The organism is Streptomyces sp. GL_148, assembly GCF_057834205.1.
Genome location: NZ_CM174396.1, coordinates 7,394,722 through 7,407,632, shown reverse-complemented (window position 1 = coordinate 7,407,632; position 12,911 = coordinate 7,394,722). Strand labels below are relative to the sequence as shown.

Here is a 12,911-nt window from a genome sequence, read left to right as displayed (position 1 = left end):
CGGGGTGTCCCGGGCTATTCACCTATGGGGGAATCGCCCCTTCTTGCCCGCGATTGAGGCCTGGCCCAGCTTACGCTGTACAACGCCGCCGGGGCTCGACGGGTATTCGGTCCACCACACAATGTCGCCCGCACGCCATCGCGTGAAAAGGGGGCCGCCCGGTACGGCGGGCATCCGTACGGCATGCGACGGCCCCCGCCGCCGGACGCGGTGGGGGCCGTCGGTGGAAAACCGTCAGCTGGTCGCCTTCTCGTACGCCGCGACGACTTCCTCGGTGGGGCCGTCCATCAGGAGTTCGCCCCGCTCCAGCCACAGCACCCGGTCGCAGGTGTCGCGGATGGACTTGTTGTTGTGACTCACGAGGAAAACGGTTCCGGCCGTCTTGCGCAGTTCGCGGATGCGCGCCTCGGAACGCACCTGGAACTTCCGGTCACCGGTGGCCAGCGCCTCGTCGATCATCAGGACGTCGTGGTCCTTCGCCGCGGCGATGGAGAAACGCAGGCGCGCGGCCATGCCGGAGGAGTAGGTCCGCATCGGCAGGGAGATGAAGTCCCCCTTCTCGTTGATGCCCGAGAAGTCGACGATGCCCTGGTAGCGCTCCCGGATCTGCGCGCGGGTCATGCCCATCGCGAGACCGCCGAGTACCACGTTCCGCTCGCCGGTGAGGTCGTTCATCAGCGCCGCATTGACACCCAGCAGCGAGGGCTGGCCGTCGGTGTAGACCTTGCCGGACTCGCAGGGCAGCAGACCCGCGATGGCGCGCAGCAGGGTGGACTTGCCGGAGCCGTTGGAGCCGATGACACCGATGGCCTCGCCCCGGTACGCCGTGAAGGAGACCCCGCGCACGGCGTGGACCCGGCGGACGCCCGGTGCGTCGCCGCCCCGGCGGACTATCTTGCTGAGCGCCGCCGTGGCGCTGCCTTTGCCGGAGCTGCCGGTGTTGACCCGGTAGACGATGTGCACGTCGTCGGCGATGACGGTGGGGATGTGCCCCTGATTGTTCTCAGCCACGGCCGTAACGCTCCTCAGCCTTCCAGAAGTACACGAATCCGCCGAGTCCGATCAGGACCGCCCAGCCGACGGCGAAGGCCCAGACGTGGGGCGGCAGGTTCTCCCGGCCGTACCCGTCGATGAGCGCGAAACGGATCAGGTCCATGTAGATCGCGGCCGGGTTCCACTGCAGCACGTCCGCGATCCACGCCGGCTTGTCCTCGAGCATCGTCTTGATCGAGAACATGACGCCGGAGGCGTACATCCACGTCCGCGTGACGAACGGCATGAGCTGCGCGAGGTCGGGGGTCTTGGAACCCATCCGGGCGAAGATCAGGGCGAGGCCGGTGTTGAAGGCGAACTGGAGGATCAGCGCCGGGATCACGAGCAGCCACGACAGGCTCGGGTAGTTGCCGAATCCGATCGCGACCACGAACACGACGATCATCGAGAACATCAGCTGCTGGAGCTGCTGCAGCGAGAAGGAGATCGGCAGCGAGGCGCGCGGGAAGTGCAGGGCGCGGACCAGGCCGATGTTGCCCGGGATCGCCCTGACGCCCGCCATCAGCGAGGACTGCGTGAAGGTGAAGACGAAGACGCCGATCACCAGGAAGGGGATGTAGTCCTGCTTGGCGATGCCCTTGCCGGCGTCCAGGATCAGCCCGAAGATCAGGTAGTAGACCAGCGCGTTCAGCAGTGGGGTCGCCACTTGCCAGATCTGGCCGAGCTTCGCCTGGCTGTACTGGGCCATCAGCTTGGCCCGGGAGAACGCGATGATGAAGTGGCGGCGGTCCCAGAGCTCGCGCACGTACGCGGCCAGGCCCGGCCGGGCTCCACTGACGGACAGACCGTACTTCCCGGCGAGCTCCGCGGGGCTCAGCCCGGCGTCTTCGGACGGCCGCTTGCTCGTGGCAAGGGCTCCGTCCTGCGTTGTGTCACTCACAAGATGAAACTTTCCGTCTTCATGATGCGGCAGAAGGTGGCATCGGGCCTGAGTCGATCGGTTCGTGATCGCGCCATGGTCTCAGACCCGGACGTGTCAGATGACAGGCGGTCGGCCCAGCCGGGTCAGCCGCCAGACCGTACGCCATTTCATGGGGCGCCGGGGACCACAGGAGGTGGTCCAGCCCTCCTTGAACCCACCGAACCAGGCCTTGAGCGCGGCGCCCGAGGGCTTGCGCAGAAGCGTCAGCAGGAGCCATACGCCCACGTAGACCGGGACCAGCGGGGCGGGCAGGTTGCGGCGGGCGAGCCAGACCCGGTTGCGAGCCACCATACGGTGGTAGACCGCGTGCCGGGAGGGGGCCGTGGCGGGGTGCAGGAGCACCATGTCCGCCCGGTAGTCGATCAGCCACCCGGCGTCGAGCGCCCGCCAGGCCAGATCCGTTTCCTCGTGCGCGTAGAAGAACTGCCCCGGAAGGTCTCCCACCTGTTCGAAGACCTTCGCGCGGACGGCGTTGGCGCCGCCCAGGAAGGTGGTGACGCGCGAGGAGCGCATCGGGTCGGCGGCCCGCAGCCTCGGGACGTGCCGGCGCTGGGTCTCGCCGGTCTGCGGATCGGCGATCCGGAAGCTGACGATGCCCAGCTCGGGGTCCTCGGTGAAGGCCTGCCGGCACAGCTCGGCGGTGTCGGTGCGCTCCAGCAGGCCGTCGTCGTCCAGGAAGAGCAGGACGTCTGCGCCGAAGCCGTCCAAGCCGTCGGCGCCCGCGGTGCGGAAGGCCTCGATGCCGACGTTGCGCCCGCCCGGGATGCCCAGGTTCTCGGGCAGCTCGACGGTGCGCACGCCCGCCGCCGGGTCCGCCAGGCCGGGGAGCCGTACCCCCTGGCCCACGACGACCACCTCGACCGGGGCCCCGTCCTGCCGGGCCACCGAGTCGAGGAGCGCCTTGAGCTCGTCCGGGCGGTTGCCCATGGTGATGATGACGGCGCCCAGCCGCAGCGGCGCCGTCACTTGAGCCTGCTGGAGGCCAGGACCGACACCAGGTGCAGCACCGTCTGCAGCAGGGCGATGCCGGCGAGCACCGCGACGCCGAGGCGGGAGAAGTACAGGTCGCCGCGGACCTGGTCCAGGACGGCCAGCACCAGGATGAGCAGCGAGGCCTCGATGCCGAGGACCAGGCGGTGGAACTTGAGCGCGGCGGCGGCCCGGCGGGCGAGCGCCATGCCGGACGAGCGGGGGGTTGCCGCCGCGTCCTGGACCACGGGCTTGCCGGCCTGGTGGCGGGCCACACCGACCAGGTCGGTCTCGGCCTTGATCAGGATCGCGCCGAGCGCCGCGAGGGTGCCCAGGAAGGCCCACAGCCAGTCGATGCGCCCGCTGCCCCAGAGGTCGGAGGCGCGCAGGCCGAAGCCGACGAGCACCGCGGCGTCGCACAGGTACGCACCGACCCGGTCCAGGTAGACCCCGGACAGCGAGAACTGCTTCTTCCAGCGGGCGACCTCGCCGTCGACGCAGTCGAGCAGCAGGTACATCTGGACCGCGACCACGCCGAGGACGGCGCCCCAGACGCCCGGCACCAGCAGGGCCGGGGCGGCGAGGACTCCGGCGAGGGTCATCACGTAGGTCAGCTGGTTCGGCGTGACCTTGGTGGTGACCAGGAGGCGGGTGATGCGCAGGGAGATCTCGCGCATGTAGAGGCGCCCGCCCCAGTGCTCGCCGCTGACCCGGTCCTTGACGCCCGCCGGGTGAACGACGGGCCGGAGTTCAGCTACGGATGGTCTTGGCATAGTCGGCGTAAGCGTCCCTGATCTCGGCGGCGGACAGGTTGAGGTGCTCCAGGATCGTGAAGCGTCCCGGACGGGTCTGGGGGGCGTACTCGACCGCCGCGACGAACTCGTCCACGCTGAACCCGATCTCCTCGGGCAGCACGGGCAGCCCGTGACCGCGCAGCACCTGGACGAAGAGCTCGGACTTGTCCGTGTCCCCGCGCAGGTGCATGGCGAAGGCCGCGCCGATGCCGACCTGCTCCCCGTGGAGCGCGGAGCGTCCCGGGTAGAGCAGGTCGAAGGCGTGGCTGATCTCGTGGCAGGCGCCGGACGAGGGGCGGGTGTCCCCGCTGATCGCCATGGCGATGCCGGAGAGGACGAGCGCCTCGGCCAGCACGGTGAGGAACTCGTCGTCGCCGACCCCGCCGGGGTGGCGCAGTACGGACTCGCCCGCGGTACGGGCCATGGCGGCGGCCAGGCCGTCGACGGGCTCGCCGTTGAGGCGGTGCGAGAGCTCCCAGTCGGCGATGGCCGAGATGTTGGAGATCGCGTCGCCGATGCCCGCGCGGACGAACCGCGCCGGGGCCTCACGGATGACGTCGAGGTCGACGACCATCGCGATCGGCATGGGCACGCCGTAGGAGCCCCGGCCGTTGTCGTTGTCCAGGATGGACACCGGCGAGCAGATGCCGTCGTGCGAGAGGTTGGTGGCGACGGCCACCATGGCCAGCCCGACCCGCGCCGCGGCGTACTTCGCCACGTCGATGATCTTTCCGCCGCCCAGGCCCACGACGGCGTCGTAGCGGCGTCCCTTTATGTCGTCGGCGAGCTTGACCGCGGAGTCGATGGTCCCGTCGACGACGGGGTACCAGTCGGCGTGCGGCAGCACGGGCTCCAGCTTGGCGCGCAGCACCGCGCCGGAGCCGCCGCTGATGGCGATCGCGAGCTTGCCGGACGCGGAGACGCGCTGGTCGGCCAGGAGGCCGGCCAGATCGTCCATCGCGCCGCGGCTGATGTCGACGACGACGGGCGAGGGGATGAGCCTCGTCAGTACTGGCATGCGATCGTCCGGCCCTTGGCGAGGTCGTCGTGGTTGTCGATCTCGACCCACTTGACATCACCGATGGGGGCCACGTCGATGGTGAAACCGTCGTTGACGAGCTGCTGGTAGCCGTCCTCGTAGTAGAGGTCGGGGTCGCGCTCGAAGGTGGTCTTCAGGGCCTCGGCCAGCGCCTCGGCGGCCTCCGGCTCGATGAGGGTGACGCCGATGTACTCGCCGGTCGCGGTGGCCGGGTCCATCAGCTTGGTGATGCGCTGGACACCCTTCTCACCGTCGGTGATGACCTTCATCTCCTCGTCGGCCAGGCTCTTGACCGTGTCGAGGGCGAGGATGATCTTCTGGCCCTGGCCGCGGGCGGCGAGCAGCGTCTTCTCGACGGAGACGGGGTGGACGGTGTCGCCGTTGGCGAGGATCACACCCTGCGTGAGGACGTCACGCGCGCACCACAGGGAGTAGGCGTTGTTCCACTCCTCGGCCTTGTCGTTGTCGATCAGCGTGATCTTGACCCCGTACTTGGCCTCCAGGGCCTCCCGGCGCTCGTACACGGCTTCCTTGCGGTAGCCGACGACGATGGCGACCTCGGTCAGGCCGACCTCGGCGAAGTTGCCGAGCGTCAGGTCGAGCACGGTGATGCTCTCCTCGGCCCCTTCGGGTCCGACGGGCACGAGGGCCTTGGGCAGGGTGTCGGTGTAGGGACGCAGGCGGCGTCCGGCTCCGGCAGCGAGGACGAGGCCGATCATGCTGGTTCTCCTTCGTCATGTACGGCGGGTGCCCCTGAGGACACCCAGAAGCGGATGCTCTCCACGAGCACCACGAGTGCCACGAACACGGCGAGGGCCGTGAGCGCGACGGGGAAGTCCACGGCGCGCGACGCCAGGACGGCGGCCAGGACCGTGATCAACAGAACCCGGCCCTCGTGCCCGCCGATCGTCCGCACCAGCCAGTGCGGGGGCGCGCCGGTGCCACCGCGGATGCGGTAGACCGTGTCGTAGTGATGGTAGGCGACCGCCGCGACCAGTCCGAATGCCGCCGGAAGGGCCCCGGGGACGTCCGCCTTCGCGGCGAGGATCAGGACGGTGGTGTATTCGGCGGCCCGGAAGACGGGCGGGACGAGCCAGTCGAGGGCTCCCTTGAGCGGTGCCATGACGGCGGCGCCCGCGAGGAGGACGTACATACCGGCCGCGGCGACGCTCTGCCAGCTGCCGAAGGGCTGCTGCCAGATCATGAAGACCGCCGTCGCCATCAGAGCGAGGCCGAGGATTCCCGGCGACTGGGCGCGCAGCCGGGTCAGCACCCGGCCGACGAGCTCGGCCAGCGGGCCCGAGTCGGCCAGGTCCGCGAGCGCCTGGGCGGCCCGGTCGGTACGGGTCGCCTTGCGGGTCAGCGAGCGCAGGACCCGGCCGGCGGTGGTGTAGAGGGCGCCGAAGGCGCAGCCGACGAGCAGGGCGTAGAAGACGATCCGGGGGGTGGTCACGGCGGTCAGCACCGCGATCATGGCCCAGCGCTCACCGATGGGCAGGATGATCATGCGCCGGACCCAGACGGTCCAGCCCACGCTGTCGAGCTTGTCGGAGAGGGCCGCCGTGGGGCTCGTATTGGCGGTGGCGTCGTGGTTGGCCTCGTTGAACGAGAAGTCCACGACGTGCCGGCAGGTCATCAGGATCATGGCGCCGAGCGCCAGGGCCCAGACGTCGTCGCCGTTGCGGGCCGCACCGAGCGCGAGGCCCGCGTAGAAGGAGTACTCCTTCGCACGGTCGAAGGTGGCGTCGAGCCAGGCGCCCATCGTCGAGTACTGGAGCGAGTAGCGGGCGAGCTGCCCGTCCGTGCAGTCCAGGACGAAGGAGACGAGGAGGAGCACACCGGAGGCCACGTAGCCCCAGCGGTCCCCGGTGGCGGCGCAGCCGGCCGCGATCAGCGCGGTGATCAGCGAGGCGGTGGTGACCTGGTTGGGGGTCAGTCCGCGGCGCGCGCACCAGCGGGCGATGTAGCGCGAGTACGGGCTGATGAAGAAGGTGGTGAAGAACCCGTCGCGGGACTTCACGGCGGTGCGCAGCCGGACGGCCTCGTCGTCGACGGCCGCGACGGCGGCGGCGGCCGCCGCGCGCTCGGCGGTGGTAGCGGGCACGGCGGCGACGAGGGTACCCAGCTCGGGGCGGTGCACGGGGGTGCCGGCGGCCTCGACGGCGGCGGCGAGCCGGTCGGGGGACGGGCCGTCGCCCGCAGGGGCGGACGCTTCGAGGGCGGCGGCCCGGTCCAGGGCCGCGCGGGCGCCGGACTGCACGGCGAGAGCCCCGGTGACGGCGCAGGCGTCGAACCGCGGGTCGGTCAGCGCGAGCCGCAGCGCGTGCACGTGCCCGACGAACTCCCCGTCCACGACGGCCACCCGCTGGTCCGCGGGTACGAGCGCCAACGCGGCGGCGGTGTCCGACGGGGTGGCCGCGGGGCGGACCTCGAAGCCGAGGGAGCGCAGCTCGTCGGCGAGCGCTGATCCGGGCACCGGCAGGCCGGTAAGGATGACGGTCGGCAGACGAACTCACTCCTTGCACGCACACGGGTAACGGCCGCCGGGTGGCCCGGCGGCACGTCGGCAGAGGCTATCGGATGAACGGAAGCAGAGGTTCACCGCCTGTTTACGCCCCGATAAGCCGAAAATCACGGGCCTGTCGACCCTGTGCCGATCATCATTGACGATCGGGAGGAGCGATCACAAACCGCTGCCGGCACCGCGGCTGTTAGGCTGGCCGCAGACGCGTACGAGTTCCGCTAAAGCGTCCCAATCGCCCGAATGTCACACGGGATGTGACGAAAGACAGAAAGAGGTGGGGTTGATGACCGTCGCAGGCGTCGCCGCCCAGCGCAGCGCACTCCGGTTCATCCCCCTCTCCTTCCGGGCGTCCGGCCGGGTCTGATCACACCGATCACCCCCGTCGGCCGGAGCCCCCTTTCAAGGGTTCACGTTGACCGACAACACCGGTAACACCAGCAACTCCCACAACTCCCACAACTCCCACACCACCGATTTCAGCACCGAGAGCGACCTGTTCTTCGAGGCGTTCTTCGAGCTGCACCGCGGCCTGCCCCGGCAGTCCCCCGGTTCCAAGGCGACCACCCGCCACCTGCTGTCCCTGTGCGGACCGCTGCCCGAGCGGCCGCGCGCCCTGGATCTGGGCTGCGGTCCCGGCCCCAGCGCCCTGCTGCTCGCCGCGGAAGCGGGTGGCCGCGGGGCCAACGTCACCGCCGTCGACCTCCACGACGGCTTCCTCGACGAGCTCCGTGCGGCCGCCGCGGCCCGCGGGCTCACCGACCGCGTCCGCGCCGTCAAGGCGGACATCGGCGACCTCGCGCATCCGGACGGTTCCTTCGACCTCGTCTGGGCCGAGGGCTCCGCCTACAACATCGGCTTCGCCACCGCGCTCGCACGGTGGAAGCGACTGCTCGCCCCCGGCGGCACCCTGGTGCTGAGCGAGTGCGAATGGACCGTCGACGAACCCTCCGCCGGCGTCCGCGCCTTCTGGGACCCGCACTACGCGCTGCGCTCCACCGCCCGCAACCTGGCCGCCGTCCAGGCCGCCGGCTACCAGGTCCTCGGCGTGCACCGGCAGCCCGACTCCGACTGGGCCGCCTACTACGGTCCGCTCGGTGAGCGGGTGGCCGGGGCACCGGAGCCCGCCGGGCCCGAGGCCGCGGCCGCGCTGGGATTCGTACGCGAGGAGATCGACGTACGGGAGCGGTACGGGCACGAGTACGGGTACACCGCCTACGTCCTGCGGCCGGTGACGGCCGGGGACGGCGGCGCCTGGACCGTCCGCCCCGAGGCGGCCGGGGACGCGGCCGCCGTGCACGCGCTGAACTCGGCCGCCTTCGGGACCCCGGCCGAGGCCGACCTCGTGGACGCGCTGCGCGCGGACGCCGCCTGGCTGCCCGGCCTCTCCTACGTGGCCGAGGACCCGGACGGGTCGGTCGCGGCGCACGCCCTGTTGACCCGGTGCGAGGTGGACGGGGTGGCGGCGCTCGCGCTCGCCCCGGTGGCCGCCGCTCCCGCGCTCCAGCGCTCGGGCGCCGGCAGCGCGGTCGTACGGGCACTGCTCGCGGCGGCCGCGGAGCGGGGGGAGAACCTCGTCCTCGTCCTCGGGCATCCCGAGTACTACCCGCGCTTCGGGTTCGTGCCGGCCTCGCGCTTCGGGATCAAGGCGCCCTTCGAGGTGCCCGACGAGGCCATGATGGCGCTGGTGCTCGACGATTCGGTGCCGGTTCCCACGGGCACGATCAAGTACCCGTCCCCCTTCGGGGTTTGATGCGGGATCCGGCCCGCGGCCGGATGAACTGACCGATCGGCACGCTCCGCCCCCCGTCGCATATCACGCGACGGGGGGCGGACATGCGCAGATCACCGAAGTGGGGGCAATCCCCATTTGTACGGCAGACTGAAAGCCGAAGTCCGAAGCGAAGGATGGGTATGCCGACCACACCAGCCACCGCCGCGAACAGTGCGACCACCGGCACCGGCGCTCAAGAACCGATCATGCTCGAACTGGTCGACGAGTCCGGCAACACCATCGGTACGGCGGAGAAGCTCTCCGCCCATCAGGCGCCCGGTCAGCTGCACCGGGCGTTCTCGGTGTTCCTCTTCGACGAGCAGGGCCGGATGCTGCTCCAGCAGCGCGCCCTCGGGAAGTACCACTCCCCCGGCGTCTGGTCGAACACCTGCTGCGGTCACCCCTACCCCGGGGAGTCGCCGTTCGCGGCGGCGGCCCGGCGGACCCACGAGGAGCTGGGGCTGTCGCCCTCGCTGCTCGCGGAGGCGGGGACGGTGCGCTACAACCATCCGGACCCGGCGTCGGGGCTGGTGGAGCAGGAGTACAACCACCTGTTCGTGGGACTCGCGCAGCGGTCGGTGCGGCCGGATCCGGAGGAGATCGCGGACACCGCCTTCGTGACCGCGGAGGAACTCGCGAAGCGGCACGCCGAGGCCCCGTTCTCGGCCTGGTTCATGACCGTGCTGGACGCGGCCCGGCCCGCGATCCGCGAGCTGACGGGCGACGCGACGGGCTGGTAGCAGCAGGCCCCGGCAGGTGACGCCCGATAACGGCCGGTGGCGGCCCGTGGCGGCCGGCGATGGCCGGTCGCGGCCCCGCGGCGGGCGTCAGACCGCCGAGGTCGGGGTGGCGGCGGGTGACGCGAGGGCCGTGGTGAGCGGCAGGGCCGCCCAGATCACCTTGCCGCCCGTGGAGGTGTGCTCCACGTCGCAGACCCCGCCGGCCTCCAGCGTGATCTCCCGGACGAGGAGCAGGCCCCGGCCGCCGGTCTGGCCGAAATCGGCCTCCAGCGCCTTGGGGCGGTACGGGTGGTTGTCCTCGACGGCCACCCGTACCCACTCCCGGCCGATGGCGACCTCCACCGCGACCTCCGGCGAGAGCAGGGCCGCGTGCCGGACCGAGTTCGTCACCAGTTCGGAGACGATCAGCAGCAGGGAGTAGACCAGGTCCCGGTCGGCCGGCACCTCCTGCCGGCCGAGCAGGTCACGGACCGCACGGCGGGCCTGCGGAACGGATTCTTCTACCGCGGGCGCCGTGAATCGCCACACTCCCTCGTACGCGAGGGGGGCGGCCGCGACCTCCGGCTCCTCCCCCTTGACTGGCGGGACGCTCCCGCTCACATCCATCTCCCGGCCCCCGTCTTCACGCTCGATCGTCTGCACACGTCAAGAGTGGGGACCGGACCGCTCCGGGCCCGACCACTGACCAGAAGTCAGCATCAATCGGACACTTTCTGACCGCTGGCGTATGACAGAGTCAGTTGTTCGACCGTTCCTGATCTTCTGGGGGACGACTCTCGGCCGCCTCGCGCGTCTCGGGCGCCGCGGCTCCCGCCCCGGCCGGCGTCACCGGAACCTCGTCGTCCCTGACCAAGCCCAGGATGCGGCGGGCTCCCATGCCCACGGCGATCAGGCTCAGGCCGTCGAACAGCAGCGCGAGGGAGAAGAACGTTCCGATCACGTACAGGCTGTTGCCGGGCCAGTTGGCGAGGATCAGGAGGCCCAGCAGGATGCCGAAGGCACCCTGGACCAGGGTCAGCCCGAGGTGTGCGCCGCGCACCACGACGGCGCCGGCCAGCCGGAACACCCCGCCGGTGAGGAACAGGAGCGCGGCGAACATGGTGAGCGCCTCAGCGCTCGCCTCCGGGCGGCGCAGGATCACGAAACCGGCCGCGATGTTGATCGCGGCGACGATGACGGCGAGCCAGAAGTAGTTGCTCTTGCGGGACTGGATCGCCTGGAGCAGGCCCACCACACCGCCGAACAGCAGCAGGCAGCCGAAGAGGAACATCGTGGTCAGGGTGGCGACGCCGGTGTAGACGAGGCCCACCAGCCCGGCCACCACCAGGAGCGCCCCGAGCAGGGCCATCAGCGCGAAGCTGCGGCTGACCTTCTTCTTGTCGTCCTTCATGTCCTGTGGACCCGTACGGTCCTTGCCGTCCTTGCCGTCCGTACGCTCGGCACGGTCTGCGCCCATGGACGCGCCACCTTTCAGCTGCCCCGACGGACCCCGCGGACCCCTCCTCGACTGCCTGCCGGTCCACCGAGCTGCCGGGTCCCGGTCTCTTGATCATAGGTTTGACCGCCCGGGATAGCATCCGGCGCATGGACGCAGCCCTCCTCTCCTCCGTCGCCGACGGGGTCGCCACCGTCGTGATCTCGCACCCCGCCAAGCGCAACGCCATGACGGCCGCGATGTGGCGCGGGCTGCCGGAGCTCCTGACCGGGCACGCGGCGGATCCCGCCGTACGGGTGCTGGTCCTGACGGGGGCCGGCGAGACCTTCTGCGCGGGGGCCGACATCTCCTCGCTGACCGGCGACCAGGACCCGCAGGCCCTGGCCGTGGCAGCGGAGGAGGCGCTCGCCGCCTTCCCCAAGCCCACGCTCGCCGCGATCCGCGGGTTCTGCGTGGGCGGGGGCAGTCAGCTGGCCGCCGCCTGCGATCTGCGGTTCGCCGAGGAAGGCGCCTCCTTCGGGGTCACGCCGGCGAAGCTGGGCATCGTGTACCCGGCCTCGTCCACCCGGCGCCTCGCCTCCCTGGTGGGCCCAGCCGCCGCCAAGTACCTCCTCTTCTCCGCCGAGTTGATCGACGCGGAGCGGGCGCTGCGCACCGGGCTGCTGGACGAGCTGCTGCCCGCGGGACAACTAGCCAAACGCGTGGCGGAGTTCACGCGGATCCTGGCCACGCGCTCCCAGCTCACGCAGAGTTCGGCGAAGGAGTTCGCGGACGGCCGCACGGACCGGGACGCCTACTGGGCCGCGCAGGCCGCCGCGAGCGGCGACATCGCGGAGGGGGTCGCCGCGTTCCTGGAACGCCGCACGCCCGCCTTCACCTGGACTCCGCCTTCGGAGTGATCGAGCGGAGCAGCGCGACGATCTCGGCAGGGGCCTTGTCGGGAGAGCCCGCGTCGTAGGGCGGCTGGGGATCGTACTCGGTCATCAGCTGCACTGTCTGCGCGTACTCGTCTCCCGCGATGCGGCCGAGGAGCGTGAGCCCCATGTCGATGCCCGCGGACACCCCGGCGGCCGTCACGTACTTCCCGTCGAAGACCACCCGCTCCGAGACGGGCTCCACCCCGAACGGGGGCAACCGGTCCAGGTACAGCCAGTGGCTCGTGGCCCGGCGCCCCTCGAGCAGGCCCGCGGCGGCGAGCAGGGTCGAGCCGGTGCAGACGGACGTGGTCCACGTGCTGGTGGCGTCGACGGTCCGCAGCCAGTCCAGTACCACGGGGTTCTTCATCTCCCGGTCCGTGACCCGCCCACCGGGCACGAGGAGGATGTCCGGCCTCGTCACCTCGTCGAGCCCCTTGTCGGCGACGAGCGCGAGCGAACTCAGGTCGGTCCGTACGGGCCCCGGCCGCTCGGCCACGAACACGGTCTCGGCGCCCTGGAGGCGGCCCAGGGTGTCGAAGGGCCCGATGGCGTCCAGAGCGGTGAATCCGTCGAAAAGCAGTACGGCGATCTGCATGGCTCCTCCGGAGCGGTGGTCGGGGTCCGACGGTTGCACGGCCGGGGCGTGGCCGGGGCGTGGCCGGGCGCGGTTCCCGGGCACGTTTCGCGACGACATGACCTCATCGTGTGGCACTCCACGCGATGGCCGCAATGACGTCTAACCCACCC

Annotated in this window: 13 protein-coding genes; 3 read left to right on the top strand and 10 right to left on the bottom strand. The window is 70.9% G+C overall.

Features of this window, described 5'->3' with window-relative positions:
• Nucleotides 1–234: 234 nt before the first annotated feature.
• The 7 genes from AC3IYI_RS33455 to AC3IYI_RS33425 form a co-directional block, all read right to left on the bottom strand.
• A complete protein-coding gene (locus AC3IYI_RS33455; protein WP_489407185.1) occupies nt 235–1,011 on the bottom strand; it encodes an ABC transporter ATP-binding protein in 777 nt (258 codons plus the stop codon).
• The gene (locus AC3IYI_RS33450; protein WP_489407184.1) at nt 1,004–1,933 is read right to left on the bottom strand and encodes an ABC transporter permease; all 930 of its coding nucleotides are present in this window, start codon (nt 1,931–1,933) and stop codon (nt 1,004–1,006) included. Before AC3IYI_RS33450 ends, AC3IYI_RS33455 begins: the two co-directional genes overlap by 8 nt.
• Before the next feature lie 96 nt (nt 1,934–2,029).
• Nucleotides 2,030–2,902: a glycosyltransferase family 2 protein gene (locus tag AC3IYI_RS33445; protein WP_489411767.1), complete on the bottom strand. Its 873-nt coding sequence runs from the start codon at nt 2,900–2,902 to the stop codon at nt 2,030–2,032.
• Between the two features lie 35 nt (nt 2,903–2,937).
• Nucleotides 2,938–3,717: a CDP-alcohol phosphatidyltransferase family protein gene (locus tag AC3IYI_RS33440; protein WP_243339004.1), complete on the bottom strand. Its 780-nt coding sequence runs from the start codon at nt 3,715–3,717 to the stop codon at nt 2,938–2,940.
• Nucleotides 3,695–4,756, bottom strand: a complete 1,062-nt coding sequence (locus AC3IYI_RS33435) for an iron-containing alcohol dehydrogenase family protein (protein WP_243339003.1) — start codon at nt 4,754–4,756, stop codon at nt 3,695–3,697. Before AC3IYI_RS33435 ends, AC3IYI_RS33440 begins: the two co-directional genes overlap by 23 nt.
• Nucleotides 4,744–5,496: a phosphocholine cytidylyltransferase family protein gene (locus AC3IYI_RS33430; protein WP_489407183.1), complete on the bottom strand. Its 753-nt coding sequence runs from the start codon at nt 5,494–5,496 to the stop codon at nt 4,744–4,746. Before AC3IYI_RS33430 ends, AC3IYI_RS33435 begins: the two co-directional genes overlap by 13 nt.
• The gene (locus AC3IYI_RS33425) at nt 5,493–7,283 is read right to left on the bottom strand and encodes a DUF5941 domain-containing protein (protein WP_489411766.1); all 1,791 of its coding nucleotides are present in this window, start codon (nt 7,281–7,283) and stop codon (nt 5,493–5,495) included. The genes AC3IYI_RS33430 and AC3IYI_RS33425 overlap by 4 nt, the downstream gene beginning before the upstream one ends.
• Before the next feature lie 511 nt (nt 7,284–7,794).
• On the opposite strand from AC3IYI_RS33425, the gene AC3IYI_RS33420 reads away from it, so the two are divergent.
• Both AC3IYI_RS33420 and idi read left to right on the top strand, forming a co-directional pair.
• Nucleotides 7,795–9,051, top strand: coding sequence for a GNAT family N-acetyltransferase (locus tag AC3IYI_RS33420; RefSeq protein ID WP_489411765.1), 1,257 nt, complete (start codon nt 7,795–7,797; stop codon nt 9,049–9,051).
• 161 nt (nt 9,052–9,212) lie between these two features.
• Nucleotides 9,213–9,812: an isopentenyl-diphosphate Delta-isomerase gene (gene idi, locus AC3IYI_RS33415; protein WP_489407182.1), complete on the top strand. Its 600-nt coding sequence runs from the start codon at nt 9,213–9,215 to the stop codon at nt 9,810–9,812.
• An 87-nt stretch (nt 9,813–9,899) separates the two neighbouring features.
• Here the strand turns inward: idi and AC3IYI_RS33410 are convergent, their stop codons facing one another.
• Together AC3IYI_RS33410 and AC3IYI_RS33405 are read right to left on the bottom strand one after the other, a co-directional pair.
• Nucleotides 9,900–10,454, bottom strand: coding sequence for an ATP-binding protein (locus AC3IYI_RS33410; protein WP_389686717.1), 555 nt, complete (start codon nt 10,452–10,454; stop codon nt 9,900–9,902).
• A 94-nt stretch (nt 10,455–10,548) separates the two neighbouring features.
• Nucleotides 10,549–11,202 carry an HdeD family acid-resistance protein gene (locus tag AC3IYI_RS33405; RefSeq protein WP_489411764.1) on the bottom strand — a complete coding sequence of 218 codons (654 nt, stop codon included), beginning with the start codon at nt 11,200–11,202 and terminating at the stop codon, nt 10,549–10,551.
• 194 nt (nt 11,203–11,396) lie between these two features.
• Here AC3IYI_RS33405 and AC3IYI_RS33400 point away from each other — a divergent pair, with 194 nt between their 5' ends.
• On the top strand, nt 11,397–12,146 hold the full coding sequence (locus AC3IYI_RS33400) for an enoyl-CoA hydratase/isomerase family protein (RefSeq protein ID WP_489407181.1): 750 nt from the start codon (nt 11,397–11,399) through the stop codon (nt 12,144–12,146).
• Here AC3IYI_RS33400 and AC3IYI_RS33395 read toward each other — a convergent pair.
• Nucleotides 12,121–12,759 (bottom strand): DJ-1/PfpI family protein, encoded by a 639-nt coding sequence (locus tag AC3IYI_RS33395; RefSeq protein WP_489411763.1) that lies wholly within the window; start codon nt 12,757–12,759, stop codon nt 12,121–12,123. The genes AC3IYI_RS33400 and AC3IYI_RS33395 overlap by 26 nt on opposite strands.
• Nucleotides 12,760–12,911: the final 152 nt, after the last annotated feature.